This is a genomic window from Corynebacterium sp. UMB0012, assembly GCF_030216265.1.
In the GTDB taxonomy this organism is placed as follows: domain Bacteria; phylum Actinomycetota; class Actinomycetes; order Mycobacteriales; family Mycobacteriaceae; genus Corynebacterium.
The window spans coordinates 13,502-37,691 of record NZ_JASOKQ010000015.1 but is presented as its reverse complement, the minus strand read 5'-3'; the positions used below and the strand labels follow the sequence as shown (position 1 = coordinate 37,691).

The following is a 24,190-nucleotide window of genomic DNA, read 5'->3' as shown; positions in this document are numbered from 1 at the left end:
CGCTGTCACTTTCACGCGCAACTCTTTGTTGCAATAGACCATGCCAGATTACGTGATTTCTGCCGCTGGGAACAAATCGACACCCGGGTACACCCGAAATTACATAAATGTTTTTTCCTGCAGCTAGAGGGCCAGATTCTGCGCTCTTACTGCACCTAATCCATCACGCAGTAAGACCCACCCCAACCCACACCCGGGTGGTGAATTTTTCTCGCTAGACACACCCGCCGTTTCGGCGGTAGAACAGAAGAATCAAATTCCACAGCCCAACCGGTCATGTGGATAACTCTAAATCAACGCTTGAGACTTTTGCAGTTTCCGCAGCGTACGGCCATAAACTGGCCAATGAAGAGTTATCCACAGTCATGAACTAAGCTGTGAATAACTATTTCATCCACACCTGTGGATAACTCTGTGGAGATCGAGGTGACTCGATAAAAACCGATGTGAAAACCACGGTGGAATCCGCAGTGAAAATTGTTATTCAATGTCCACCCGTCCCCGACTAAATTCCACAAAGGTAGCCTGTTGTGACTGACCCACAAGCGAACCTGCATGCCGTTTGGCGCGCGGTCGTTGATGACCTGCTCGCACAATCCGAGCAACCCAATTCCGAGGTCCCCAGTTTTTCGCACTCACAGCGCCTTTACCTCCAACTGGTTCGCCCCATCATGATGGTTGAGGGCTACACCCTCGTTGCCGCCGAAAACCTGGATGCCAAAAATGTGGTCGAAAATGAGTTGGGCGAGCACATTGCCAAGGCATTAACCCGCCACCTAGGCCGACCGTGTTCCTTTGCGGTTACCCTTGCCACCCCGCAAGAGCCACAGCCGCCGGCCGCGGACCCTGCACCACAGCCAACACCCCCTCAACAACAGCAACCGCCGCAGAACACGGAATCTACCCAGAACTACATTCCGCGCCCACAGCAAACGGATGCCGCTGCACAGCAGGCCCCTTCCCAGAACAATTGGCAGTCGAGTCACGCCCCTGCAAGCCTGGATGAGCTGGCCCAGCACTATAACCAACAGCAGGCAGAATCCGCGGGAAATTTCTCCGGTGCTGCCACCAATTCTGCCCGCATCCCGCGCGAGGCCCCTGCGCACGATCCCAACCGTGAAACTTCCCTCAATCCGAAGCACACTTTCGATAGCTTCGTCATCGGTTCTTCGAATCGTTTTGCCAATGGTGCCGCCGTGGCTGTGGCCGAGAATCCCGCCCGTGCGTACAACCCACTATTTATCTGGGGTGGCTCTGGCCTGGGTAAAACGCACCTTTTGCATGCCGCCGGCAATTACGCCCAGGTACTGCATCCGGGTCTGCGCGTGAAGTATGTGTCTTCGGAAGAATTCACGAATGACTATATTAATTCCCTGCGCGATGACCGTCAGGAATCATTCAAGCGGCGCTACCGCAATCTCGACATTTTGATGGTCGATGACATCCAATTCTTGGAAGGCAAAGAATCCACCCAGGAAGAGTTCTTCCATACTTTCAATGCGCTGCACCAAGCCAATAAGCAGATCATTTTGTCTTCGGACCGCCCACCGAAGCAACTAACCACGCTGGAAGATCGCCTCCGCACCCGCTTTGAAGGCGGTCTTATCACCGATATTCAGCCGCCAGATCTAGAAACGCGTATCGCGATTTTGATGAAGAAGGCGGCCAATGACGGCACCGAAGTGGATCGCTCCGTGCTTGAGCTCATTGCCTCTCGTTTTGAGTCATCTATTCGTGAGCTCGAAGGCGCACTGATCCGCGTTTCGGCCTATTCTTCCTTGGTGAATGAGCCAATCAACGTGGAGATGGCAGAAATCGCGTTGCGCGATTTGGCCCCAGATTCCGCCGATAGGCAAATCACCGCTACCTCGATCATGGAGGTCACGGCAGAATTCTTCGATATTGATGTAGAAACTCTGCGCGGCGCTGGCAAAAAGCGTGCGGTGGCGCATGCACGCCAGTTGGCTATGTATCTGTGCCGCGAACTTACCGAGCTATCCCTTCCCAAGATCGGTGAACAGTTCGGCGGCAAGGACCACACCACCGTCATTTACGCGGATCGCAAGATCCGCAAAGAGATGACTGAAAAGCGCAATACCTACGACGAGATCCAGGCGCTTACCCAGCGCATCAAGAATCGCGGTCGCGCCTAGATCTCGCCACCTTTTCTACAGCGCCTTCCTTATATAAAGGAGGGCGCTTTTGTTTGCCCTTTGTCACTTCGCGGATTCTGCTCGCACTACTTAAAGGTGAAACCAGAACTACAGATCCGAAATTCTTGGTGAGACGTCGAAACCTGGTTCAAACCGTCCCCACAGCAGCCTGCACACTCTTGTAATTCCACAAAGAACCCGCCAGATCCGCGAGAAATAATCTCTTAACTGGGAAAAGAGTTATCCACAGCGTTATTCACACTTGTGTAATTCCATCTTTGTAATTCATAGATCTTACTCACAGTTTTAAATTCCACAGGCTCTATGCTGGGAGAACCACCCTGTGATCAGCGCTGTGTGTAGATCGGTGATCAAATGACAAAACCTGTGGATAAAACGGCGATCCCGTTAGTTGTCCACATTTCGCCCCGATTGATCACAGCAAGATCACAAGAATTAGCACACCCCGGATCTGCGGCTTGAACTTGTCATTTACCTAGTTACCCACAGATCCCACAGCGCTTATTACTACTACTAAATTATTTCTCTGATCTGTATAGAGGAAAGAGGGTGTGTGGAATTCGGCCCGGCCTGCCTTCGGCCAGGTGCGGATCGAGCAGGCAAAGATGGAATTACACGTTGTGGCGCACCGCGCCCGATGCGGTAAGTTGGAAGCCAGTCTTTTGTAAGTAACAAATTTCCTACTTGCCTCAGAGGAGCTCTTCGCACCATGGATGAAGCCGTGTCATTTCGCGTTGCCAAAGATGACCTTGCCAACGCCGTAGCGTGGGTTGCTCGCAGCCTGCCGTCCAAGGTCACCCAGCCCGTGCTCCGCGCGATGCTGATCACCGCGGATGACAATGGTCTTGAGTTCACTGGTTTCGATTATGAGGTTTCTACCCGCGTCCGCATTGCCGGCATGGTGGATGAACCCGGACAGATCGCGGTAGCCGGCAAGCTCCTATCTGACATCGTCGCTTCCCTACCGAACAAGGAAGTGGAGATCTCCCAGGTAGATTCCAAGGCACTGGTTACTTGTGGTTCTTCCCGCTTTGAGCTGCCACTGATCCCCCTGGATGATTACCCGCAGCTTCCGGTCCTGCCGGAGGTTACCGGCACCATCCAGCCGCAGCTATTCGTCGAGGCCATCCACCAGGTCGCCGCCGCGGCCGGCAAGGATGACACCCTGCCCATGCTCACCGGTGTGCACATGGATATCCGTGGCAAGGACATTGAGATGACGGCAACGGACCGCTTCCGCCTGGCCATGCGCACCTTGGAATGGGAACCGAAGTCGCCGGATGTAGAAGCGAAACTCTTGGTGCCGGCGAAGACCCTGCAGGAAACCGGTCGTTCCTTGGATCCGCACCTGAATATCCCAGTGGAAATCGCTGTGGGCACCGATGACAATATTGGTGCAGATGGCCTCTTTGGCCTGCACGCGGATAATCGCGAGACCACCACGCGCATGCTGGATGCGGACTTCCCTAATGTGCAGCCGCTGCTGCCGAAGAACCACACCAATATTGCCTCCATTGAGGTCGCTCCGCTGCAAGAAGCAATTCGCCGCGTGTCTTTGCTGACGGATCGCAACGCGCAAATTCGGATGGAATTCGCCGATGGCCAGGTGACCCTTTCCGCCGGTGCGGATGCCGGTAACGCCACCGAGACCCTGCCGTGTGCATTCCATGGCCGCGATGAATTCCTCATCGCCTTCAATCCGGGCTACCTCAAGGATGGCTTGGGGGTCATCAATACCGACCGCGTGGTCTTCGGCTTTACCGAGCCTTCGCGCCCAGCCATCATGATCCCAGAACCGGAAGAGCTGCCTGAGGCCGATGAAGATGGCAACTTCCCCACACCGGAGACCAACTTCACCTACCTGCTCATGCCGGTTCGCCTGCCGGGCTAATGTACGTCAGGGATCTCGATGTTCGGGATTTTCGCTCGTGGCCCGAACTTAATGTGCAGCTAGGGCCGGGGATCACCCTTTTTGTCGGGCGCAATGGCTTTGGCAAGACCAATATCGTCGAGGCCATTGGCTATACCGCCCACCTTTCCTCCCACCGCGTTTCCCACGATGCACCGCTGGTGCGCCAGGGCGCGGACAGCGCGCGGGTATCCATTACCGCGGTGAACCAAGGCCGCGAGCTTACTACCCATTTGCTGATTAAGCCCCACGCGGCCAACCAAGCGCAGATTAATCGCACCCGCCTGCGCAGCCCTCGTGAGTTGCTGGGCGTGGTAAAAACTGTGCTTTTTTCCCCGGAGGACTTGGCCCTAGTGCGCGGGGAGCCGGCCGGGCGCCGCGCCTACCTCGATAGCATCATTGCTTCGCGGACTCCGCGTCTAGCGGGCGTGAAGGCCGACTACGACAAGGTGCTCAAGCAGCGCAACGCCCTGCTGAAATCGGCCTCCGGCAGCCTGCGCCGCGGCTATTCCGATAGCGATGGTGCCGCTGCGTTGGCCACCTTGGATACCTGGGATGCGCAGCTTGCCCGGCTCGGCGCACAAGTAATCGACGCGCGCCTTGCGCTTGTCGACGCCCTCTTGGACCACATCCCCGCCGCCTATTCCGGCCTAGCGCCAGAATCGCGACCGGCGCATGTGAACTATAAGTCCACGATCGATACCTCCGATCGCGAGGTACTTGAGGCCGTGCTGCTCACCGAGTTGGCCGCCGCCCGGCAGCGCGAGATCGAACGCGGCATTTCCCTGGTGGGGCCGCACCGCGACGATCTGGTGCTTAACCTGGGCGATCAGCCGGCCAAGGGCTTTGCCAGCCACGGCGAGACGTGGTCTTATGCCATCGCGCTGCGCCTGGCGGAATTCAATCTTCTGCGTCAGGAGGGAGGATCGGATCCGGTGCTCATCCTGGATGATGTCTTTGCCGAGCTCGATGCCAAGCGCCGCAAGCAGCTGGTCCACTTGGCCGCCGAGGCGGAGCAGGTGCTCATCACCGCGGCCGTGGATGAGGATTTGCCCGGAAACTTGGAACCCATCGTGCGCTACCGCGTGAGCGTAGAAGATACCGAGACCGGCCGCATTTCCAAGCTCAGCGCCGAGGAAGGTGAAGGGAATGAGTGAGGATCAAGGGGGCGTCGGCAAGCAGCGCATCGATCCCGTCACCCAGTACTTCAAGCTGGTTCGGTCCACCTCCAAAAACCCGCCGAAGCTGACCCGCCCGGTACCGAAGATGCCGGTGCCTTCGCTGGAGAAGGCGCAAAAGCAGGGGTATATGGGCTATCAACGCGGCCGGCCCACGGGTCCGGATGGCAGAAAGAAACGGCGCACGCTGGCCGTGCCGAGCCTAGGATCCCAAATTAACCGCGAGGTGGTCAATCGTGGGTGGGAGCATGATCTGGCTAATGGCTGGGTGATGGGCAATTGGGAGCATCTGGTGGGCGAGCGCATTGCCGCGCATACGCAGCCGCAGCGGATTAAAGACAAGACTGTCTATGTATCCTGCGATAACTCCACGTGGGCAACGGAGCTGCGCTACCTGCAGCGCCAGATCCTGCGGAAAATCTCTGACCGCTTAGGCCCCGATGTCATTGTGGAACTGCGGATTCACGGGCCGAAACAAAGGCGCAATTATGAGGGGCGGCAGTGGGTCAAGCCGCAAGGATCACAAGATACATACGGCTAATAGGCTGAGGTTTACTCTGACCTGCACAATGTAAATAACCTCAGAGCGCCCCAGATTCCTATCTCTCACGGGTGTGGGGTGTCTTTCAGTAGGGGGTATCCGTGTAGAATAGTCAAGGTCTTAGAATTAGCTATAGCCAAAAGGAGAGCACGAATCCGTGGCTGAAGAACACGCATATGATGCCGGGTCAATTACGATCCTGGAGGGCCTCGAGGCCGTCCGTAAGCGCCCCGGCATGTACATTGGTTCGACCGGTTCGCGCGGCCTGCACCACCTCATTTGGGAGATCGTTGATAACTCCGTCGATGAGGCCATGGCCGGCTACGCCGACAAGGTTACCGTCAAGCTGCTGGAAGATGGCGGCGTAGAGGTCATCGATAATGGCCGTGGCATCCCGGTAGAAATGCACGCCTCTGGCGCACCTACCGTCCAGGTAGTCATGACCCAGCTGCACGCCGGCGGTAAGTTCGACTCCGACTCCTACGCCGTTTCCGGCGGCCTGCACGGTGTCGGCATTTCCGTGGTGAACGCGCTTTCTACCCGCGTGGAGGCGGAGATTAAGCGCGACGGCAAGCACTGGTACCAAAACTTCCAAAACGCCATCCCGGATGATCTGGTTGAGGGCGGCAATGCCCGCGGCACGGGCACCAAGATCCGCTTTTGGGCGGACCCGGAAGTTTTTGAAACTACCGAGTACGATTACGACACCATTGCCCGCCGCCTGCAGGAAATGGCCTTCCTGAATAAGGGCCTGAGCATTGAGCTCGTTGACGAGCGCGTCACCGAAGAGCAGATCGAGCTGGAGGAAATCGCCGATGCAGAATCCGGCGAGACCAGCGCGGATGAAACCTCCTTCGATGATGCCCCGGACGCCGGCGATACCTTCAACGAAGAATCCGGCGAGGCGGAGGACGCTGCGGCAGAGAAGAAGCGCCGCAAGAAGGTAACCTTCCACTACCCGGATGGCTTGACCGACTACGTCAAGTACCTCAATAAGTCCAAGACCGCGATCCACCCGACGATCGTTTCCTTCGATGCGAAGGGCGAGGATCACGAGGTAGAGGTAGCGCTGCAGTGGAACCAGGGCTATAAGCAGTCCGTTCACACCTTTGCCAATACCATCAACACCCACGAGGGCGGCACGCACGAAGAGGGTTTCCGTGCGGCCCTAACCTCCCTGATGAACCGCTACGCCAAGGAGCATAAGCTCCTCAAGGAAAAGGACGGTAACCTCTCCGGCGATGACTGCCGCGAGGGCTTGGCGGCCGTCATTTCCGTCAAGGTGGGCGATCCGCAGTTCGAGGGCCAGACCAAGACCAAGCTGGGCAATTCCGAGATCAAGGGCTTTGTCCAGCGCGCGGTCAACGAGCACGTCAATGACTGGTTCGATGCCAACCCGGCAGAGGCTAAGGCCATCATCAATAAGGCTGTTTCCTCCGCGCATGCTCGCATGGCTGCCCGCAAGGCTCGCGAGATGGTGCGCCGCAAGTCCGCCACCGACCTCGGCGGCCTGCCAGGCAAGCTTGCAGATTGTCGCTCGAAGGATCCGAAGATTTCTGAGCTCTACATCGTGGAGGGTGACTCCGCAGGTGGCTCCGCTAAGGGTGGCCGCGATTCCATGTTCCAGGCCATCTTGCCGCTGCGCGGCAAGATCCTGAACGTGGAGAAGGCCCGCATGGATAAGGTCCTCAAGAATGCCGAGGTCCAGGCGATTATTACCGCGCTGGGTACCGGCATCCACGAGGAATTTGATATCAAGAAGCTGCGCTACGACAAGATCGTGCTTATGGCCGATGCCGACGTGGACGGCCAGCACATTGCCACGCTGCTTCTGACCTTGCTCTTCCGCTTTATGCCGCAGCTGGTTGAGGACGGCCATGTATTCCTGGCTAACCCGCCGCTGTACAAGCTCAAGTGGTCTAAGGGTACTCCGGGCTATGCTTTTTCCGACGCCGAGCGCGATAAGCTGCTGGCCGAGGGCTTGGAGCAAAACCGCAAGATCAATAAGGATGACGGCATCCAGCGTTACAAGGGTCTGGGCGAGATGAACGCCGCCGAGCTGTGGGAGACCACGCTTGACCCGAGCACCCGCATCCTGCGCCGCGTGGATCTGGAAGACGCGCAGCGCGCCGATGAGCTCTTCTCCATCCTCATGGGTGATGACGTCTCGGCCCGCCGCTCCTTCATTACCCGCCGCGCGAAGGACGTCCGCTTCCTGGATATCTAAAGCGCAGCACAAAGCCCACCGTGGAATTACCGCGGTGGGCTTTAATTGTGGCGTCGGAAAGCACTGAGCCTAGGTCTGGGAGCTGCGCTGATCAGCTATGGCGAATCCTAGGGAAGCGAGGCACATGGCGAGGATGACGCCGAAGCCGGCAATGATGGACAGCGGCCAGTCCGCGCTCGTGCCGTGCAAGGTGGCAAAAACGATGGCCGTAATTACGGCAAGTCCAATGGCCGTACCGATGCGCTGGCCGGTTTGGAGGACGGCGCCGGACGATCCGGCGTAAGCCTGTGGAACATGCGCCAAGGTGAGCGTTTGGTTGGGGGAGATGACCGAGCCTTGCCCGCCGCCAACAAAGGCCAGCGAAAGGATCATCCACCATTCACTAGCGCCCCATTGCTCGGTGGCCCAGATAAGCGCAATGGTGGCAATGAGGCCGGCGATGGTCACGAGCATGCCCAGCACCACGACCTTGCGGCCGTGGACGGATACGGATCGGCCGGCCAGCGTGGCAGATATGGAGCTCAACAAGGCAGCCGGAATGCCTACGGAGCCGGCCGCCAGGGCAGAGTGTCCGAGTCCGCTTTGGAAGTAGAGTGCCACGAGCACCCAAATGCTGGTAATACCCATAAACCACAAGGTGGCGATGATGGTGCCATTGCGAAAACTCGGGGTGGCGAAGATAGTGAGATCCACCATCGGCGGATGGCCGGTGGCCTTGTGGCGGCGCTCCCATAGCACCCATCCCACAAGGAGGACGGCGCCCAACAGTAGGAGCCACCACACGGCCGGGGAAGCGGAGGATTCCATGAAGGGGAAGAGGATCGCCCACACTGCAGCACCGAGAATCACCGCACCGATGGGATCCAGGGTGGCAAGGGCCTTGAAGATGCCCAGTTTATTGCCATTTTCATCGCGCACGCGGGAAAACAGCGGCCGCGGAAACCACAGCAATCCTAAGATGATGGCAATAAGGCCGACGGGGAAATTGACCAGCATGGTCAGCCGCCAGCCTAGGTCGGCGCCGCCGAGGCGAATAAGCAGGCCGCCCAGTACCGGTCCGATGGCCACGGCGATGCCCACCGTGGAGCCAAAGTAGCCGAAGGCGCGGGCGCGCTCCGGACCGCGGAAGTACTGCTGGATCATTCCCACGCCCTGCGGATTGAGCAGGCCAGCGCCTATGCCTTGGATAAAGCGGGCGGCGTTGAGTGCTTCCGCGTTGGGGGCAAAGCCGGCGACGGCGGCGCTGAGGGAATAGATAGCGATGCCCGCTAGAAAAATGCCGCCGCGGCCGACGAGATCTCCCGCGCGGCCGGCCGCCACAAGGATGACGCCAAAGGTGAGCGCATAGCCGGAGAGTACCCATTGCACATCGGACTCAGAGGCTCCCAGGCCCGATTGAATAGAGGGCAGGGCTACGTTCACGATGGACACGCTCAGCAGGGACATGAAGAGCGCCGTGAGCAAAACGATAAGCACCCGCCAGCGGGCGGGATCTTGGCCGGCGGGGTACTCGGTCTGGTTAGCTGCGGAAGTAGTCACTTCCACACTTATACTCTGCGGTCTGATTTAGGTTCAAGCGTGCGGAGGCTACATGTGCTTTTGCAGCACGCGGCCGAAATCCGGGACCGCAGGGGTGAGGAATTTCGAGGCCTTACCGCGCAAGGAGTTATAAGGCTTAGACAGCGCGGGGGAGTTAATTTGCTCGGCATGCTTATCGGCCACCGACATAATGGAATCGCTCACCTGGGTGCTGCGCGGTTCCAGGAAGGAACCGAAATCCTGCTCGGAGCTGCGTGCAAACTCTTGCCAGTGCGGATCTAAAGCGTCGAGGATATCCGGTAGCACGCGGCCTAGCGCCTTGGTGATGATTGCGGAGTCGACCTTCTTCGCGGCGGCGACGGCGCCCTTGAGCGCCATGCCGGTAATGCCCGACTGCTTGGCGACGACCCCCTCAACCAGCTCGCCGCAATCGCTAATCACCGCAGTGCGCTGCGGACCTGACATAAGTTCAGAAAGATGTGCCATGCTGCACCACCTTACGCGAGTTAGGCGGGCTGGCCCGGCAGGCCAGGGAGGTTGGCCTGAATGGCGGCAATTTGATCGGCGATCTGGCCCAAGCCAGCATCGCGGGCAGCTTTCTCCAGATCCACGTTAGGGGAGTACAGGGCAACGGCGCTGGCCAGCGCGGTGACACCGGCGGCCGCTGCGGTGATAATCAGGGTGAGGTCCAGCTGGGAAGAACCGGTAGAGGAACCACCGGCCTCGCCCGGCTGAAAGTCCGGATTTACCGTTTCTTCCCAGGAAGCGGCATCGGCTGCGGTGGCGGTAGGAGCAGTGACGGCGGTGGCAGCTAGCGCCACGGCGGTCAGGCTCGAGGCGGCAATCTTCTTGAAGCGGGACATGGTGGTAGTTCCTTTCTTGGGTCACTATCCCTGGTAACTTAGGTAACTTCTTTAACACTAAGGTAGACGCGCGCGCTGAACTTTGCGAACTCTGCGTTATACCCGCTCAGCGCCGGCACGCGGGCTAATACCTCGGTTATGGCGCGGGCGGCATCGCGGTGGTTGTCATGAATGGCTATTCCCTCCACCTTGGCGGTGCTGGCCGCCGCCGCGGCCGCAAGAGCGGCGAAGTTGGTGATGCGGAGGTTAAAGCGAGCGCAAAACTCGCGGGCCAAGAGGTAGAGCTGTTCAGTAGTCATGCTTGCCTAGGACTGTGCGGGCCGGGCACGGCGGATTTCCGCCTCCAGCTCAGTGCGGCCGGGGAGGAGGGTGCGGGCGGTGGACTGCACGTGGGCGTCGGCAAGCGTGCGGGCTGCGGCCGCAACGATGGCGCGCACCACCGCCTCGTGCTTGGAGGTGCCCTGCGCGGAGGCCAGCAGCGTCAGCGCGTGATCCTGTTCGTCCGTAAGCCGCAATGTCATCGCCATACCTCAAGTGATACCACGGTGATACCACTCGTGCGGCAATTCGAGTCCTGAAAGGCGTTAGAGGGTAGAATTTGGCGTTATGAGTGACAATAACGACGATCTTTTTGATCGCATATTTCCCATTGATATTAATGAGGAGATGGAGTCGAGCTACATCGACTACGCCATGTCCGTCATCGTTGGCCGCGCCCTGCCGGAGGTGCGCGATGGTCTGAAGCCGGTGCACCGCCGCATCCTCTACGCGATGTTCGATTCCGGTTACCGCCCGGAGCGCGGCTATGTGAAGTCCGCCCGCCCGGTCTCGGACACCATGGGTCAGTTCCACCCGCACGGTGACGTCGCCATTTATGACACCTTGGTGCGTCTGGCCCAGTCCTGGAACATGCGCTACCCACTGGTGGATGGCCAGGGTAACTTCGGTTCCCGCGGTAACGACGGCCCAGCAGCAATGCGTTATACGGAGTGTAAGCTCACCCCATTGGCCATGGAGATGGTGCGCGATATCCGCGAGAACACCGTGGACTTCTCGCCCAACTACGATGGCAAGACCAGCGAGCCAGACGTCCTGCCGTCCCGCGTTCCGAACCTGCTCATGAACGGTTCTGGCGGTATTGCCGTGGGTATGGCCACCAATATTCCGCCGCATAACCTCAACGAGCTGGCCGAGGCCATCTACTGGATGCTGGATAACCCAGACGCCGATGAAGAGGCTGCGCTGGAAGCCTGCATGGAACGCGTCAAGGGCCCAGACTTCCCCACCGCCGGCCTCATTGTGGGCGATCAGGGCATCAAGGATGCCTACACCACCGGCCGCGGCTCCATCCGCATGCGCGGTGTGACCTCCATCGAGGAGTCTGGCTCCCGTCAGACCATCGTGATTACCGAGCTGCCGTTCCAGGTCAACCCGGATAACCTCATCTCCAATATCGCGGAGTCCGTGGCCAGCGGCAAGATTGCGGGCATTTCCAAGATTGAGGATGAGTCCTCCGACCGCGTGGGCATGCGCATCGTGGTTACTTTGAAGCGCGACGCTGTGGCTCGCGTGGTGCTCAATAACCTCTACAAGCACTCCCAGCTGCAGACCTCCTTCGGTGCCAACATGCTCTCCATTGTTGACGGCGTGCCGCGCACCCTCCGCCTGGATCAGATGCTGCGCTACTACGTGGAGCATCAGATCGAGGTCATCGTTCGCCGTACCCAGTACCGCTTGAACGAGGCCGAGAAGCGCGCTCACATCTTGCGCGGTTTGGTTAAGGCCCTGGACATGCTGGATGAGGTCATCGCCCTTATCCGCCGTTCGCCCACCGTGGACGAGGCGCGCGAGGGCTTGAAGGAGCTTCTCGACGTCGACGATATCCAGGCCGATGCCATCCTGGCCATGCAGTTGCGTAAGCTGGCTGCACTGGAGCGCCAGAAGATCATCGACGAGTTGGCCGAGATCGAGCGCGAGATTGCCGACCTGAAGGACATCCTCGCCCGCGAGGAGCGCCAGCGCCAGATTGTCCACGACGAGCTGGCAGAGATCGTCGATAAGTATGGCGATGAACGCCGCACCGAGATCATCCCGGCGACCGGCGACGTCACCGATGAGGACCTCATCGCCCGCGAGAACGTCGTGGTCACCATTACCTCTACCGGCTACGCTAAGCGCACCAAGGTGGATTCCTATAAGGCACAAAAGCGCGGCGGCAAGGGCGTGCGCGGCGCTGAGCTTAAGCAGGACGATATTGTGAAAAACTTCTTCGTCTGCTCCACGCACGACTGGATCTTGTTCTTTACCAACTTCGGCCGTGTTTACCGCCTCAAGGCTTACGAGTTGCCAGAGGGCGGTCGCGCCGCACGCGGTCAGCATGTGGCTAACCTGCTGGAATTCCAGCCGGAAGAAAAGATCGCGCAGGTCATCCAGATTCAGTCCTACGAGGACGCTCCTTACCTGGTCCTCGCCACCCAGCAGGGCCGCGTGAAGAAGTCCCGCCTGACCGATTACGAGTCCGCGCGTTCCGCTGGCCTTATCGCCATCAACCTCAACGAGGGCGACGCGCTCATCGGCGCACAGCTCGTCTCCGAGGGCGATGATATCTTGCTTACCTCCGAGCAGGGCCAAGCTATCCGCTTTACTGCTGACGACGACCAGCTGCGCCCCATGGGCCGCGCTACCGCCGGTGTGAAGGGCATGCGCTTCCGCGGCGATGACCAGCTGCTGTCCATGTCCGTGGTCCACGATGGTGAGTTCCTTCTGGTTGCCACCTCTGGCGGCTATGGCAAGCGCACTGCCATCGAGGAATACACCCCGCAGGGGCGCGGTGGCTTGGGCGTTATGACCTTCAAGTACACCCCGAAGCGCGGCAAGCTCATCGGCGCCATCTCCGTCGATGAGGATGACGAGATCTTCGCTATCACCTCCGCCGGCGGCGTCATCCGCACCGAGGTAGACCAGATTCGTCCGTCCTCCCGTGCGACCATGGGCGTGCGCTTGGTGAACCTGGCTGACGACGTCGAACTGCTTGCCATCGACCGCAACGTCGAAGAAGATGGTGAGGAAGACGCTCAGGCTGTAGCCAAGGGCGAAAAGACCGTGGATGAGGTCCAGCAGGAGCACAAGGCTGGCGATGCTTCCAAGGATGAGGAGTAATTAATGGCACGACGAGACGTAACGATTACGCGAATCTCGCCCACCTCCGCGTTCCGCGTTGGTCTGGCCTTGTCACTCGTCGGACTCATCGCCTGGATGCTGGCCGTATGCCTGCTCTACATCGGCCTGAACCAGGTGGGTATCTGGGAATCGCTCAATAGCCTCGTCGGCGGCGTGGGCGGCGGATTCGAGGTCACCTTCGGTGTCATCATCTCCGCCTCCGCGCTCATCGGCGTTATTTTCGCCGTTCTCCTCACGTTGCTGGCACCACTGATGGCGGTTATCTACAACGCCATCGTGGACGTCTTTGGCGGCCTGCGGGTCGACCTAGATAACCGCTAGCGCCTCTCTTGCGTTTGAAGATGCCGGTACCTTCGGGTACCGGCATTTTTCTTTCTTTCGTGCGAATCTTCCCCTTCTTGTCACCGGCTAGAAATATCTGTTGAGCAGGCGATTTGTGTAAATCCGGGGATAGTATGTAGAGTTAATTCTCGTTCCGCACAAGGGCCTATAGCTCAGTCGGTTAGAGCGCATCGCTGATAACGATGAGGTCGCTGGTTCGATTCCAGCTAGGCCCACCACGGAACAATGGGGCATTAGCTCAATTGGTAGAGCATCTGCTTTGCAAGCAGAAGGTCAGGAGTTCGATTCTCCTATGCTCCACAGCATGAAGTCCGGCTTCCTCTTCGGAGGAGCCGGACTTTTTCATTTCCGCGCTCGTGCCTAAGCGTCCTGAGAAGTGCCACAATGGTGGGGGAATCGGCTGGGATTACTACTTTCGTCCATACAAACCGCAGTTTTCGTCGACGGTTTTGCCGGTTTATATGGACGAAAATAGTGAAAACCGCGCCAGCCTAGAATCAGAGAAGGGAGCCGACGATGGACGGCAGTGGTATCTACGCGGTTGCCCGCCAACGCGCCGGAGAGATGCTCGGCTCGCAGGCGCAGCGTCCTTTCGGGCCCGACTGGGAAGTATTCAAAGTGCGCGGCAAGGTTTTCTTGTTGTTGACCGCGGTGACCGGCCAAGAGCAAATGATTGTTAAGGCCGACCCGGAAGACGGACAGGCTCTACGGCAGCAATACCCGTTCATTGTGCCGGGGTATCACATGAATAAGAAGCATTGGGTTTCTGTCTATCCACACGCGGAGTTGCAGCAACAGCTGATAGAAGAGTTGGTGACGGATTCCTACCGTTTGGTGGTAGAAAAGCTGCCGAGAGCGCAGCGGCCGATTTATCCGGAGGTTTTGCGTTAAGAGCAGTGGCGAGTCACTTTAGAATTAAAGCCTTGTTGTTAAGATAAATCTCATGACCGAGCGCGATGACTTCTGGCTAAATGATGAAGAACTGGCATCATTTATGTCCCTAATGAGTGTAAATATTCGCTTGACCAATATTTTGGATGCTCAGCTGCGTGATGACGCAGGTCTGAGCTTTTTTGAGTACACGGTGCTCTCGCGGCTATCTGAAGCGGAGAATCGCGAAATGCGCATGCGTGACCTTGCATTGACTGCGAACGGATCTCTGTCTCGTTTGAGCCAGGTCGTTACGCGCTTAGAAAAGCAGGGGTGGGTTGTGCGCCAGCCGTGCCCGACTGATGGACGCACCACCATGGCACAGCTGACGGATAGCGGCTGGGACAAGGTAGTTGAGACTGCGCCAGGGCACGCTAAGCAGGCGCGGAAGTCCGTCATGGATAACCTCACCCGTACGCAGATTCGCCAGATGCTGCAGATTAATCAGCGGATCATTAAGGCCATCGAGAATGATGAGCGCTACGGCGGGCGCTATTAAGTAGCGAAACGAGCAGGGCTATTTCTTGGGATAGCCGCGGCGGCCCGAGACGGTTTTATCGAAGGGGATCCAAAACCGTAGGGCCGCTTCCTTGTTTTTGGAGATACCGATACGCGGTCCGCGCACCCATTCTGGCTCGGTGGTTCGCTCGACAAGCTGTATTGGTTGGTGGTTGTCTTCGAGTGTGAAGCCGAGGGCTTTGCCGAGGTTTCCCGGTCCGCGGGCGAGGTTATGAAAATCAGAGGTGCCACGGCGGGCGAAGGCGATGTCGGCGCCCTCGATGATTTCACCGCCACGCAGCAGGCAGCCTTGGCCAGTGCCTTCAGGGGCGCAGACGATATTGACGTTGCGGTGGATGCCGTAAGAAATATAGACGTAGAACCTGCCCGGCGGACCGAACATGGCCGCATTACGCGGGGTCTTGCCATTGAAAGTGTGTGCCGCGGAGTCCTCGGCGCCTAGGTAAGCCTCGACCTCAGTGAGGCGGATGCTCACTCCCGAATGGGTGAGGGTGCAGCCGAGGAGTTGGGGAGCGACGGCGTCGGCAGTCAGGGCAAAATCAATCATTAACCACGAGCGTAGTAGCGCTTACCTGCCACGGGGGTGCGCAGGAGGCGATCCAGGCTCACGGGCTCGAGGCCCTTGGCGCGCAGGCCATCGATGACGCAATCGGCAGCGTCCACGGTGGTGGGGTGGATATCGTGCATCAAGACGATGGAGCCGGCGCGGGCGCCCTGCACGGCCGAGGAGCAGACGTGCTCAGAGTTGCGGTCTTTCCAATCCACGGTGTCGACGTCCCATAGCGCCTGGGAGACGCCCTTATCGCGGGTTACCTGATCCACGGTGGCGTTGGTAGCTCCGTAGGGCGGGCGTACCCAGCGCGTGCCCTGGCCGGTGGCCTTCTTAATAGCGGCGTTGCCGGCGTCGATTTCCTGGGATACCTGCTCAGGGGACAGCGTGTTGAGTTGGCGGTGGCTCTTGGTGTGGTTGCCGATGGTGTGGCCTTCGGCCTTCATGCGTTTGAGGAGCTCAGGGTGCTGCTCAGCACTGGGGGCGAGAACCATGAAGCTTGCATGCGCGTTCTTGGCCTTGAGTTTGTCCAGCAGGCGGTTGGTCTCGGCGCCTGGGCCATCGTCGTAGGTGATAGCTACGCAGTTGGCACAGTCGACGCCACCACTATTGCGCTGCGCTGTTTTCTTCTCCTGGGCCGGGGTGGGCGCCTTCTGCTTAGGAGCCTTGTGCGGGAAGGCATTGGAGGAGATGTCCTCGACCTGCGCGCGGGCGTCCTCGATGCGGTGGTTGATTTCGTCTTGGATATTCGAGCTGGAGGATGCAGGCAGCTGTGGAATCTGCGGCAACTGTGCGTTAGCGGCCGCCGGAACGGCAGCGGCGACGAGCACGGTGAGGGCGGAGGTGAGAATGCGGCGCATAGTCTTCCTAAGGATGAGGGAAAGTGGACACGATGTGCCCATGACCCTAGCGCCTGCGTGTTACGGAAGTGATAGGACATGCCTAAAGTGGCCAAAGTGATCTGAGTGGTTCAGGTTTGGAGTTACTTCGCCTGCGGTAGTAAAGTATTTAGGCACTGGGGCATTAGCTCAATTGGTAGAGCATCTGCTTTGCAAGCAGAAGGTCAGGAGTTCGATTCTCCTATGCTCCACAGCATGAAGTCCGGCTTCCTCTTCGGAGGGGCCGGACTTTTTCTATGTGGAGGGGTTCAGGGGGTTGATTTAGCGATTTTCGTCCATACAAACTGTGGTTTTCGTCGACGGTTGTGCCGGTTTATATGGACGAAAATCGCGAACAGTGAAAGAAGAGGGCGGAAGTGTGCAAGGTCGCGGGGGAGAAACTTTCAGTACAGTGAACGGGGAATCATAACTGTCCCGCGATACCACTAGGAGACCAAACATGACCGCCAATGTTCGCTACAGTGATCCCTTTACCTCCGCAGACAAGGAAGTTGCGGCGCCGGAGGGCGCGGAATTCGTTGTAGTGCGCAAGCGCGGCGAAGCCGCGGTGGATGGTGAGGTTGTGAGCTTTCACAGCACCCGCGAAGAGGCGCGTGAGGCAGTTATGGCTGGCCTGACCGAAGAATTTAAGACGGCCGTGGATAACGAGCCGATCTACGTCACCCACGCCCGCCTGCGTTCGATTTAGAAGCGCTTGACCATCACAAAATGATCCTTGTGGCTGCCTACGTGCTCGAAGCCGAGGTGCTCGTAGAGGCCCTTGGCGCGGGGATTATCGGGGTGGACGGCTAGCGAGATGCCGGGGGCGCGCAGGGTCTGGGCGAGGGAAATGGCGGCGTCGATAAGCGCGGTGGCAATGCCCTGGCCCTTATAGCGGGCCTCGACCGCGATGGCGAGCTCCGGAATGGCGGGTTCGACAAAGCCAAAGCCGTGATTGTCCTCCGTCCCCCAGTTGAGCCACACGCCGCCAGCCGGGACGAGCTCCTGCCAGGCGATGAAACCGCCCTGGTTGGGATCCCAATTTTCCACGTAGAAGGCGAAATCATCGGCGAAGTCGGGGGAGAGCTCGCCGTGCTCGTCACCGAAAGTATCGGTAAGAAAGTTGAGGCGGGCGAGGTAGGTGCGGTCAGATTCCTGCGTTGCGCGAAGTTCCATAAGATCCACGATAGACGGCGGGGCAGCAGCGTGGGGTGGGCATGCGAAAATCCCCTCCGCACAGGTTGGTGATCTGCGGGGAAGGGATTGTGCTAACGCTTAGGCTAGGTGGTAATTGCGGACGTCGTGACCGTTGAATTCGCGCTCGATGCCGGCCTCATCCACGGAGTGGAAGGTGGTTCCGTTATCGATGGCGAAGCGCAGGTTATCCACGCGAGAGGAAGGGTCTTTGGACACCGCACCTGCCGGGAAGTAGTACGTTGAGCCGTCTTTGAGCTTGACGGTGAGGGACTCAAAGCTCATTGTTCATCTCCTTGTAGAAAGATCCCTAATGTGGGAATTCAATCAAGAGATTTTTGTTTAGGCAAAGCAATGAGATCTAGACAACGCTACGCATACCCCCACGGCGGGGTGGTAAGCGTATTTATTCCTAGGTTTACAGGCGGTGCTTGCCCTCGTTTTGGTGGTCATCGGTAACGCGGGTGGTATCGGCCGGCTGAGCTGCTTCTTCCTCTCGGTGCTTGGCCAGCTGCTCATCGATGGAACCGAGGAGCTCCTCATCGCGTACGGCACCTTCTTCAACGAGGTCAGACTGGGTGTCATTCTCGCTGGTGGAGGTGTAGACCAAGGTGGACTCCGGAGCGGTGTGGGAATCGGCCTGGAAATCATCCACGCGCGGCGGGGTCTGGGACGGCTTGTCGTTGGAGCGCAGCCAGTAATAGGCGGCACCGGCCGCAGCGGACAGCAGGGCGATGATGCCGGCGAAGATCCAACCCTTAGAAGACTTCTTCTTCTTCTTCTGCTTCTTGGCTACCTTGGCGGACTTCTTCTTGAGGTTCTTCTGGGCCTTCTGAGAATCCTTCTTTGCCTGCTTGCGGGCCTTCTTAGCCTTCTTGGTGGCCTCTTCCTTGGCGTCGTTCAGGCGCTCGGTGGCGTCTTCGCGGTAGTCGTTGAACTCCTCCAGTGCGCGCTCGAGGCGGGAGTGTGCGGCGCGGGTGACGGCGCCTGCTTGGCGGCGCGGCTCGGCGAAGGTGCTGTTATCGCGCTCGTCCATCTTCTGTGCGGCCTCTTCCAGGGCGGTGTAGGCCTCGCGGGACTTTTCCTCGCGGTAGTTATTGAACTGGCTCCACAGGTTCGATGCGGTCTTAAAGGCCACGTTCAGCGTGGTGGGGTTCATAGGGTGGAACACTCCTTAACTCAGATTTATCAATTCGCTTTCACCCAGCATAGTGACGTGGTGGGTGGTGTACCACCGTTGGCGTCGTGGCGTGCAGGGGGAACGCGCTAGAAGTAGACCGCTTGGTTCAGAATTAACGATTATTATTCACCCGATTTTTCGTCAACCTCGCAGTTTGTGGGCTTGCAAAGGTATCACCATTGAAAAATCGCTACCGTGCAAACTGAACAGCTTGGTACGTTTTTCTCAACACGCCAACGACGACCAGCAAAGGAGGTGACCATGAGCCCGCGACTTTCGGCTTCTGCGCCCTTGGACTATGAAAGTGAAGAGGAAGCACCTGCGCCCGAACGCCTGGCCCTTTCCTTTGAGGTAATCCCGCCGCGCCACGATGCCGATGCCGCCAAGATTGACCGCTTACTTGAGGTGCTGGAAAGCTATCACCCCGATTACATCGCGGTGACCAGTTCCCAGCGCTCCGGTTGGTTGGAGGGAACCGCGGCCTTCATTGAGAAGATTTCGCAGAACACCTCTATGCGCCCCCTGGCGCACCTGGCCTGCACGGCCGGGACGCGCGACGAGCTCATCGGGTGGATTAATCGCTTGGTGGATGCCGGCGTGCGCGGCCTGCTGGCCCTGCGCGGTGACCTCCCCGAAGGGGGCATGCCTGAGCACTACCTGCAGCATGCCGATGAGCTGGTTCGCCTCATCCGCCAGCTGGAAAGCCACCAGGCTGCCCGCTTCGCCGCCGGCCGCCTCGCGGTGAGCGTGGCGTGCTACCCCAGCGGCCATGCCGAATCCAAGAACGAAGACGAAGACTTCGACGTCCTGCTCAATAAGCAGCGTCTCGGCGCGGACTTCGCCATCACCCAGCTTTTCTTCGACGCGGAGGACTTCCTCCGCTTCGCCCAAAGGGCGAAATTGGCCGGGGTGAAGATCCCCCTCATTCCGGGGATTATGCCCATGACCAGCCTGCGCCGGTTGGAGCGAATGGGGCAGCTGTCCGGGCTGACCGTACCCGAGAGGGTGCGCACTCAGCTCGCGGCAGCGACAACCCCAGAAGAGGAATACGAAATCGGCATGGAGCTTACCGCCCAATTGGCCCGCACCATCGTGGCCGGCGGCGCGGACGGCCTCCATATCTATACCCACAACAACCCGGACATTACGCAAGACCTGTTATCTCGAATCGGAGTAGACAATGACGAACACTAATTTCCCCAAGGCGACGATTGAGGGCTACCCTCGCGTCGGCGCTAACCGTGAACTCAAGCGTGCGCTGGAATCCTACTGGGCAGGCCGCATCGATGCGGAAACCTTCGAGTCCGCCGCACATTCCCTGCGCCTGGATACTTATAACCGCCTGCGCGACCTGGACCTTACTGAGGACTACGCCATTCCTGCTGACGTCGCCTACTACGACCAGGTGCTCGAGACCGCACTGACCGTTGGCGCCGTGGCCGGCGAGACCCTGGATGATGAGTTCACCTTGGCCCGCGGCAATAAGGACACCGCGCCGCTGGAGATGACCAAGTGGTTCGACACCAACTACCACTACATCGTCCCGGAAATCGCCGATGACCAGGATTTCAAGGCGCACCCGCAGCGCGTTATCAAGCTGGTGGAAGAGGCCCGCGCGGCAGGCCACACCGTGCGCCCATACCTCGTCGGCCCGGTTACTCTGCTGGCCCTGTCTAAGCAGGCAGAGGGTGCTACCAAGTCTCCGCTCGACCGCCTGGATGATGCCGTCAAGGCATACCAGGAGGTACTGGCCGAGCTGGATAAGTCCGGCGTGAAGTGGGTACAGCTGGCCGAGCCTGCCCTAGTAGCGGACCTGACCATTGCCAATGATGAGGAACTGGCCGCCCACACCAAGCGCGCCTATGAGGCCATCCTGGGTGCGGACAACCGCCCGCAGGTATATCTCACCACCCCGTACGGTTCTGCGCGCAAGGGCCTCGACGTTCTGGCGGAGCTCAAGCCAGAGGCCGTCCAGGTGGACCTTTCCGTGGGCACCCTGGCACTCGATGAGGGCTACCTCGAGCGCGTGAAGAATCTGAAGTCCCACGTGGTTGCCGGCCTTATCGACGGCCGCAATGTCTGGGCCGCCAACCTGCGCGACCTGCGTTCCAAGTACGAGGACCTGGAGGGTAGCCTCGATTCCCTTTCCGTATCGACCTCCGTTTCCCTGCAGCACGTGCCGCACACCGTGGAGGCGGAAACCAAGCTGCCGGCCGACGTCGCTACCTGGTTCTCCTTCGCCAACGAGAAAGTCAAGGAAGTCGTCGCCCTCTCCCAGGGTCCGCTAGAGGCACCGGAAGCGTATAGCATCAGCGACCGCGCGGTGCGCACCCGTGCCGAATCCGAGCGCATCCACAACGCGGCGGTGAAGGCGCGTATCGAAAAGTTGCCGGCCGGCGAGGTTAAGCGCGAGCCTGCCTTTGCTGAGCGCAACGAGGCGCAGAAGGAACTCGGCCTGCCGCAGCTGCCAACCACCACCATCGGCTCCTTCCCCCAGACCAAGGAAATCCGCCAGGCGCGTGCGGCGCACCGCAAGGGCGAGCTTTCCGACGCCGACTACAACGCCGCCCTCAAGGACGAAGTCAAGTCCGTCATTGAGCTGCAGGAGCGCCTCGGCCTCGACGTCCTCGTCCACGGCGAGCCGGAGCGCAATGACATGGTTCAGTACTTTGCTGAGCTGCTCGATGGCTTTGTCACCACCGAAAACGGCTGGGTCCAGTCTTATGGCTCCCGCTGCACCCGTCCGCCAATCGTTGTTGGTGACATCTCCCGCCCTGCTGCGATGACCACCGAGTGGTCCAAGTACGCGCAGTCGCTTTCGGAGCACCACGTCAAGGGCATGCTCACCGGCCCGGTGACCATCCTGGCCTGGTCCTTCGTGCGAGATGACGTACACCAGTCCGTCTCCGCGGATCAGCTCGGCGTCGCGCTGGCAGATGAGGTGCATGACCTGGAAGAGGCCGGCATCGACATCATTCAGATCGACGAGCCCGCCCTGCGCGAGCTGTTGCCGCTGCGCGAGGAAGACCGCAAGGCCTACCTGGACTGGGCCGTGCGTTCCTTCCGCCTGGTAGCGCTCGAGGCCAAGCCGACCACCCAGATCCACACCCACCTGTGCTACTCCGAGTTCGGCCAGATCATTGATGCCGTTGCCGGCCTAGATGCCGATGTCACTTCCATCGAGGCGGCCCGCTCCCGCATGGAGCTGCTGGAGGATATCGACGAGACCTTCCACTCCGAGATCGGCCCGGGCATCTACGATATTCATTCCCCGCGCGTGCCTTCCGTAGCGGAGATGGCGGAGCTCATCCGCGCCGCGCTTAAGCACGTGCCGGTCGAGCGCCTGTGGGTCAACCCGGACTGCGGCCTGAAGACCCGCGGCTACGAGGAGACCGAGGCCTCCCTGCGCAATATGGTGCTGGCTCGCGATGAGGTGCGTGAGTCCCTCTAAATCCTCCCTAATCGCACCGCAATCCCGGCCGGGTAAAGAATAAAAGTTCTTACGTGGCCGGGATTTCGCGCTGTGCCTTGCGGCGCTTATTGATCCAGCCGATGATCATCGGCAGCACGGAAATTGCCACCACGATCAGCATGATGATGTCGATGGAGTGAGCAATCCCCGGAATACCGCCCAGCAGTACGCCGACGAGCAGCATGGAACCTACCCAGCCCACGCCGCCGAGGATATTCCAGCGCAGGAACGAGGAGTAGCCCATTTCTGCGGTACCCGCGGCGAAGGGGACGAAGGTGCGCACAATCGGCACGAAGCGGCCCAATACCAGGGCCACCGGGCCGTGGCGCTGGAAGAACTCCTCCGCGCTATCGAGGTGTTCGGTGCGCAGGATGCGGGCATCGTCCTTGAAGAGCTTGCGGCCAAAGCGGCGGCCCAAGTAGAAGCCCACCTGGTCGCCGGCAAAGGCGGCCACCGCGGCCACGACAAAGAGCAGCCAGGCGTTGATGTCGAGCTCGTGGCGCAGGATGGCCGCGGTTACGAGCAGTGAATCACCCGGCAGGAATGGGAAAAGCACGCCGGACTCGATGAAGATGACGACGGCGACGCCGAGCAGGATATAAGGTCCGAAACTCTGGAGCAGCGAGCCTGCGTCCATGAGGTTGTGAAGGGAGGACAAGAAATCCATGAGTGGATCCTTTCTTAGCAGTTCTTTTAGTATCCTCCGCAAACTGCAAAGTAGCTGCGAATCCGCTGGGTGTCCGAATGGAACCGGTATGTTTCTTTTCTAGTTCTAACCTTTGGGTTAAAAACATCACTAGCGAGAAAGATCCGCAAACTGGGTGCGCAAGCCTCGGCACCAGCGTAGTCAGCTGGCTTTTCGGGGGAGAACCTCTATCAACGCGCTAAGCGAGCTCAGATCCCCATACCCCGCACGGTCGAGGTGAAGCGCGTGCAGGCCCGCCGTGCGCGCGCCCTGCACATCGTTGGCTAGGGAATCGCCCACCATGAGCGTGTCCGCGGGGGCGGTGCCAAGTTGATCGCAGGCGGCAAGGTAGGCCGCGCGCTGCGGTTTGGGGCAGCCGAGGTCAACGGTGGGGATGAGGTGGACGTCGGCAAGCGCAAGGCCTGTCGCCTCCAGCTTGGCCTGCTGCATCTCGCGCTCGCCATTGGTGAGCACGCCCACCTGGAAGCCGGATTCGAGGGCCCAGGTGAGGGTGGGCAGGGCGTCGGCAAAAGCGCGCCACTGCTCCCGGTAGGCGGAAAGATAGCCGTCATAAGCGGCCAGCGCCTCGGCATCGCTCATGTCCCGGCCGAGGAATTCGCGGCAGCGCGCCGCCCGCTGACCCTGGTGGGTGACCTCGCCGCGCTCGTAGGCGCTGAACCAGGTGCGCTCGATGGCCGCAAAGCGCGCATGCTGGCCCTCGGGCAGGCCTAGCTCGCGGCACCACTGATCCACCGCGTCCCGGGCCGCGCCGGTGTGGTCGAGCAAGGTGTCATCCAGATCAAAAAGTAGCGCGCGAATCATGCCTTCA

General features: G+C 59.4%; 24 protein-coding genes and 3 tRNA genes. 15 read left to right on the top strand and 12 right to left on the bottom strand.

Annotated elements, in window-relative coordinates; translation table 11 throughout:
- The first annotated feature begins 530 nt into the window (after positions 1 to 530).
- The 5 genes from dnaA to gyrB all read left to right on the top strand — a co-directional run bounded on the left by dnaA (position 531) and on the right by gyrB (position 8,029).
- Positions 531 to 2,153: a chromosomal replication initiator protein DnaA gene (gene dnaA, locus QP324_RS08260; RefSeq protein WP_150850218.1), complete on the top strand. Its 1,623-nt coding sequence runs from the start codon at positions 531 to 533 to the stop codon at positions 2,151 to 2,153.
- A gap of 730 nt (positions 2,154 to 2,883) precedes the next feature.
- Entirely contained in the window at positions 2,884 to 4,065 is a 1,182-nt protein-coding gene (gene dnaN, locus QP324_RS08255) for a DNA polymerase III subunit beta (RefSeq protein ID WP_005325994.1), read from the top strand.
- Positions 4,065 to 5,240, top strand: a complete 1,176-nt coding sequence (gene recF, locus QP324_RS08250; protein WP_284815557.1) for a DNA replication/repair protein RecF — start codon at positions 4,065 to 4,067, stop codon at positions 5,238 to 5,240. Before dnaN ends, recF begins: the two co-directional genes overlap by 1 nt.
- The gene (locus QP324_RS08245; protein ID WP_284815555.1) at positions 5,233 to 5,802 is read left to right on the top strand and encodes a DciA family protein; all 570 of its coding nucleotides are present in this window, start codon (positions 5,233 to 5,235) and stop codon (positions 5,800 to 5,802) included. The genes recF and QP324_RS08245 overlap by 8 nt, the downstream gene beginning before the upstream one ends.
- A gap of 157 nt (positions 5,803 to 5,959) precedes the next feature.
- Positions 5,960 to 8,029 (top strand): DNA topoisomerase (ATP-hydrolyzing) subunit B, encoded by a 2,070-nt coding sequence (gene gyrB, locus QP324_RS08240; RefSeq protein ID WP_284815553.1) that lies wholly within the window; start codon positions 5,960 to 5,962, stop codon positions 8,027 to 8,029.
- 69 nt (positions 8,030 to 8,098) lie between these two features.
- On the opposite strand, the gene QP324_RS08235 is transcribed toward gyrB, so the two are convergent.
- From QP324_RS08235 to QP324_RS08215, 5 genes are read right to left on the bottom strand one after another with little or no spacing between them, the layout of a single operon-like run.
- Positions 8,099 to 9,574: an MFS transporter gene (locus tag QP324_RS08235; RefSeq protein ID WP_284815551.1), complete on the bottom strand. Its 1,476-nt coding sequence runs from the start codon at positions 9,572 to 9,574 to the stop codon at positions 8,099 to 8,101.
- Positions 9,575 to 9,616: 42 nt separating this feature from the next.
- On the bottom strand, positions 9,617 to 10,054 hold the full coding sequence (locus QP324_RS08230; protein ID WP_284815549.1) for a hypothetical protein: 438 nt from the start codon (positions 10,052 to 10,054) through the stop codon (positions 9,617 to 9,619).
- A gap of 20 nt (positions 10,055 to 10,074) precedes the next feature.
- Positions 10,075 to 10,431, bottom strand: a complete 357-nt coding sequence (locus QP324_RS08225) for a hypothetical protein (RefSeq protein ID WP_284815547.1) — start codon at positions 10,429 to 10,431, stop codon at positions 10,075 to 10,077.
- A 38-nt stretch (positions 10,432 to 10,469) separates the two neighbouring features.
- Positions 10,470 to 10,730 (bottom strand): cell filamentation protein Fic, encoded by a 261-nt coding sequence (locus tag QP324_RS08220; protein WP_284815545.1) that lies wholly within the window; start codon positions 10,728 to 10,730, stop codon positions 10,470 to 10,472.
- 6 nt (positions 10,731 to 10,736) lie between these two features.
- Positions 10,737 to 10,958: a CopG family transcriptional regulator gene (locus QP324_RS08215; protein ID WP_239279051.1), complete on the bottom strand. Its 222-nt coding sequence runs from the start codon at positions 10,956 to 10,958 to the stop codon at positions 10,737 to 10,739.
- Positions 10,959 to 11,037: 79 nt separating this feature from the next.
- Between QP324_RS08215 and gyrA the strand changes: the two genes are divergently transcribed.
- The 6 genes from gyrA to QP324_RS08185 all read left to right on the top strand — a co-directional run bounded on the left by gyrA (position 11,038) and on the right by QP324_RS08185 (position 15,382).
- Positions 11,038 to 13,590, top strand: a complete 2,553-nt coding sequence (gene gyrA, locus QP324_RS08210) for a DNA gyrase subunit A (RefSeq protein ID WP_225746210.1) — start codon at positions 11,038 to 11,040, stop codon at positions 13,588 to 13,590.
- A gap of 3 nt (positions 13,591 to 13,593) precedes the next feature.
- Positions 13,594 to 13,932 carry a DUF3566 domain-containing protein gene (locus QP324_RS08205; protein ID WP_049378050.1) on the top strand — a complete coding sequence of 113 codons (339 nt, stop codon included), beginning with the start codon at positions 13,594 to 13,596 and terminating at the stop codon, positions 13,930 to 13,932.
- 162 nt (positions 13,933 to 14,094) lie between these two features.
- Positions 14,095 to 14,171, top strand: a tRNA-Ile gene (locus QP324_RS08200).
- Between the two features lie 9 nt (positions 14,172 to 14,180).
- Positions 14,181 to 14,253, top strand: a tRNA-Ala gene (locus QP324_RS08195).
- A 216-nt stretch (positions 14,254 to 14,469) separates the two neighbouring features.
- Positions 14,470 to 14,844, top strand: coding sequence for an MmcQ/YjbR family DNA-binding protein (locus tag QP324_RS08190; protein ID WP_284815543.1), 375 nt, complete (start codon positions 14,470 to 14,472; stop codon positions 14,842 to 14,844).
- Between the two features lie 52 nt (positions 14,845 to 14,896).
- Positions 14,897 to 15,382 carry a MarR family winged helix-turn-helix transcriptional regulator gene (locus QP324_RS08185; RefSeq protein WP_284815541.1) on the top strand — a complete coding sequence of 162 codons (486 nt, stop codon included), beginning with the start codon at positions 14,897 to 14,899 and terminating at the stop codon, positions 15,380 to 15,382.
- A gap of 18 nt (positions 15,383 to 15,400) precedes the next feature.
- Here the strand turns inward: QP324_RS08185 and QP324_RS08180 are convergent, their stop codons facing one another.
- Together QP324_RS08180 and QP324_RS08175 are read right to left on the bottom strand one after the other, a co-directional pair.
- Positions 15,401 to 15,949 (bottom strand): DNA-3-methyladenine glycosylase, encoded by a 549-nt coding sequence (locus tag QP324_RS08180; RefSeq protein WP_284815539.1) that lies wholly within the window; start codon positions 15,947 to 15,949, stop codon positions 15,401 to 15,403.
- Complete coding sequence (locus QP324_RS08175) at positions 15,949 to 16,812, bottom strand: polysaccharide deacetylase family protein (protein WP_225746206.1); 864 nt, start codon at positions 16,810 to 16,812, stop codon at positions 15,949 to 15,951. Before QP324_RS08175 ends, QP324_RS08180 begins: the two co-directional genes overlap by 1 nt.
- A 157-nt stretch (positions 16,813 to 16,969) precedes the next feature.
- On the opposite strand from QP324_RS08175, the gene QP324_RS08170 reads away from it, so the two are divergent.
- Positions 16,970 to 17,042, top strand: a tRNA-Ala gene (locus QP324_RS08170).
- A gap of 248 nt (positions 17,043 to 17,290) precedes the next feature.
- Complete coding sequence (locus tag QP324_RS08165; protein WP_284769327.1) at positions 17,291 to 17,539, top strand: hypothetical protein; 249 nt, start codon at positions 17,291 to 17,293, stop codon at positions 17,537 to 17,539.
- On the opposite strand, the gene QP324_RS08160 is transcribed toward QP324_RS08165, so the two are convergent.
- The 3 genes from QP324_RS08160 to QP324_RS08150 all read right to left on the bottom strand — a co-directional run bounded on the left by QP324_RS08160 (position 17,536) and on the right by QP324_RS08150 (position 19,183).
- Entirely contained in the window at positions 17,536 to 18,006 is a 471-nt protein-coding gene (locus QP324_RS08160) for a GNAT family N-acetyltransferase (RefSeq protein ID WP_238801888.1), read from the bottom strand. The genes QP324_RS08165 and QP324_RS08160 overlap by 4 nt on opposite strands.
- A gap of 99 nt (positions 18,007 to 18,105) precedes the next feature.
- Positions 18,106 to 18,309, bottom strand: a complete 204-nt coding sequence (locus tag QP324_RS08155) for a hypothetical protein (protein WP_005326240.1) — start codon at positions 18,307 to 18,309, stop codon at positions 18,106 to 18,108.
- A gap of 133 nt (positions 18,310 to 18,442) precedes the next feature.
- Positions 18,443 to 19,183, bottom strand: coding sequence for a hypothetical protein (locus tag QP324_RS08150; RefSeq protein WP_284815537.1), 741 nt, complete (start codon positions 19,181 to 19,183; stop codon positions 18,443 to 18,445).
- A gap of 282 nt (positions 19,184 to 19,465) precedes the next feature.
- On the opposite strand from QP324_RS08150, the gene QP324_RS08145 reads away from it, so the two are divergent.
- Entirely contained in the window at positions 19,466 to 20,398 is a 933-nt protein-coding gene (locus QP324_RS08145; protein WP_239279060.1) for a methylenetetrahydrofolate reductase, read from the top strand.
- The gene (gene metE, locus QP324_RS08140) at positions 20,385 to 22,655 is read left to right on the top strand and encodes a 5-methyltetrahydropteroyltriglutamate--homocysteine S-methyltransferase (protein ID WP_284815533.1); all 2,271 of its coding nucleotides are present in this window, start codon (positions 20,385 to 20,387) and stop codon (positions 22,653 to 22,655) included. Before QP324_RS08145 ends, metE begins: the two co-directional genes overlap by 14 nt.
- A 49-nt stretch (positions 22,656 to 22,704) precedes the next feature.
- On the opposite strand, the gene QP324_RS08135 is transcribed toward metE, so the two are convergent.
- Both QP324_RS08135 and QP324_RS08130 read right to left on the bottom strand, forming a co-directional pair.
- Complete coding sequence (locus QP324_RS08135; RefSeq protein ID WP_284815531.1) at positions 22,705 to 23,343, bottom strand: DedA family protein; 639 nt, start codon at positions 23,341 to 23,343, stop codon at positions 22,705 to 22,707.
- Positions 23,344 to 23,523: 180 nt separating this feature from the next.
- On the bottom strand, positions 23,524 to 24,183 hold the full coding sequence (locus QP324_RS08130; protein WP_284815529.1) for an HAD family hydrolase: 660 nt from the start codon (positions 24,181 to 24,183) through the stop codon (positions 23,524 to 23,526).
- Between the last annotated feature and the right edge of the window lie 7 nt (positions 24,184 to 24,190).

Bases quoted from the DNA above. Each gene is read 5' to 3' on its own strand.
- dnaN (WP_005325994.1), top strand. From the start codon at position 2,884: ATGGATGAAGCCGTGTCATTTCGCGTTGCCAAAGATGACCTTGCCAAC.
- recF (WP_284815557.1), top strand. From the start codon at position 4,065: ATGTACGTCAGGGATCTCGATGTTCGGGATTTTCGCTCGTGGCCCGAA.
- QP324_RS08245 (WP_284815555.1), top strand. From the start codon at position 5,233: ATGAGTGAGGATCAAGGGGGCGTCGGCAAGCAGCGCATCGATCCCGTC.
- QP324_RS08230 (WP_284815549.1), bottom strand. From the start codon at position 10,054: ATGGCACATCTTTCTGAACTTATGTCAGGTCCGCAGCGCACTGCGGTG.
- QP324_RS08225 (WP_284815547.1), bottom strand. From the start codon at position 10,431: ATGTCCCGCTTCAAGAAGATTGCCGCCTCGAGCCTGACCGCCGTGGCG.
- QP324_RS08220 (WP_284815545.1), bottom strand. From the start codon at position 10,730: ATGACTACTGAACAGCTCTACCTCTTGGCCCGCGAGTTTTGCGCTCGC.
- QP324_RS08215 (WP_239279051.1), bottom strand. From the start codon at position 10,958: ATGGCGATGACATTGCGGCTTACGGACGAACAGGATCACGCGCTGACG.
- gyrA (WP_225746210.1), top strand. From the start codon at position 11,038: ATGAGTGACAATAACGACGATCTTTTTGATCGCATATTTCCCATTGAT.
- QP324_RS08205 (WP_049378050.1), top strand. From the start codon at position 13,594: ATGGCACGACGAGACGTAACGATTACGCGAATCTCGCCCACCTCCGCG.
- QP324_RS08190 (WP_284815543.1), top strand. From the start codon at position 14,470: ATGGACGGCAGTGGTATCTACGCGGTTGCCCGCCAACGCGCCGGAGAG.
- QP324_RS08185 (WP_284815541.1), top strand. From the start codon at position 14,897: ATGACCGAGCGCGATGACTTCTGGCTAAATGATGAAGAACTGGCATCA.
- QP324_RS08180 (WP_284815539.1), bottom strand. From the start codon at position 15,949: ATGATTGATTTTGCCCTGACTGCCGACGCCGTCGCTCCCCAACTCCTC.
- QP324_RS08175 (WP_225746206.1), bottom strand. From the start codon at position 16,812: ATGCGCCGCATTCTCACCTCCGCCCTCACCGTGCTCGTCGCCGCTGCC.
- QP324_RS08165 (WP_284769327.1), top strand. From the start codon at position 17,291: ATGACCGCCAATGTTCGCTACAGTGATCCCTTTACCTCCGCAGACAAG.
- QP324_RS08160 (WP_238801888.1), bottom strand. From the start codon at position 18,006: ATGGAACTTCGCGCAACGCAGGAATCTGACCGCACCTACCTCGCCCGC.
- QP324_RS08155 (WP_005326240.1), bottom strand. From the start codon at position 18,309: ATGAGCTTTGAGTCCCTCACCGTCAAGCTCAAAGACGGCTCAACGTAC.
- QP324_RS08150 (WP_284815537.1), bottom strand. From the start codon at position 19,183: ATGAACCCCACCACGCTGAACGTGGCCTTTAAGACCGCATCGAACCTG.
- QP324_RS08145 (WP_239279060.1), top strand. From the start codon at position 19,466: ATGAGCCCGCGACTTTCGGCTTCTGCGCCCTTGGACTATGAAAGTGAA.
- metE (WP_284815533.1), top strand. From the start codon at position 20,385: ATGACGAACACTAATTTCCCCAAGGCGACGATTGAGGGCTACCCTCGC.
- QP324_RS08135 (WP_284815531.1), bottom strand. From the start codon at position 23,343: ATGGATTTCTTGTCCTCCCTTCACAACCTCATGGACGCAGGCTCGCTG.
- QP324_RS08130 (WP_284815529.1), bottom strand. From the start codon at position 24,183: ATGATTCGCGCGCTACTTTTTGATCTGGATGACACCTTGCTCGACCAC.